This is a genomic window from Pseudoxanthomonas daejeonensis, from assembly GCF_010093205.1.
GTDB classification, from domain to species: Bacteria; Pseudomonadota; Gammaproteobacteria; order Xanthomonadales; family Xanthomonadaceae; genus Pseudoxanthomonas; species Pseudoxanthomonas daejeonensis.
In genome coordinates this window covers 1-517 of the sequence record NZ_PDWN01000036.1, presented here as the reverse complement: position 1 = coordinate 517, position 517 = coordinate 1, and the positions used below count along the sequence as shown (strand labels likewise).

Annotated in this window: 1 pseudogene; it reads right to left on the bottom strand. The window is 59.4% G+C overall.

Features of this window, described 5'->3' with window-relative positions:
- Nucleotides 1–110: 110 nt before the first annotated feature.
- A pseudogene (locus tag CSC65_RS16095) lies at nt 111–517 on the bottom strand (ABC transporter permease); the annotation flags it as partial.

Here is a 517-nt window from a genome sequence, read left to right as displayed (position 1 = left end):
ACTGCCTTGGTCACCGGATTCCACATAGACGTTCCCCTGCACTTGGGAGAAGAACCTTTTTTCCTACAGACTCTCCCTTGCGGGAAGAACCGATTGACCCGGGATATTACCTAGCCCGAGATGGCCAGCTTTTCCTGCCGGTAGCGATGCACCGCGGCGAACCAAAGCAACACGGCCAGGGCCAGGCTGGCGGCCAGGTAGACGGCCCAGATCTGCGGTGCGATGTATTCGTTGCGGATCACCTTGAGCAGCAGCTGGTTCTGCGCCAGGAATGGCACCGCGAACTGCCACAGCTGGCTCTTCAGCGGATTGACCATCAGCGCGAAGGTCGGAATCATCGGCAGCAGCAGCAGCCAGGTCATATGGCTTTGCGCCTCCTTCATGCTCTTGGCCGACGCCGCCAGATAGGTCAGCAGCGAGGTGCCGATGAACAGCATCGGCAGCAGCACGAAAAGCATCTGCAGCATAGCCACGAAACTGACGTTGAGCTGCATGCCGATGACGCTGGCCAACTGCG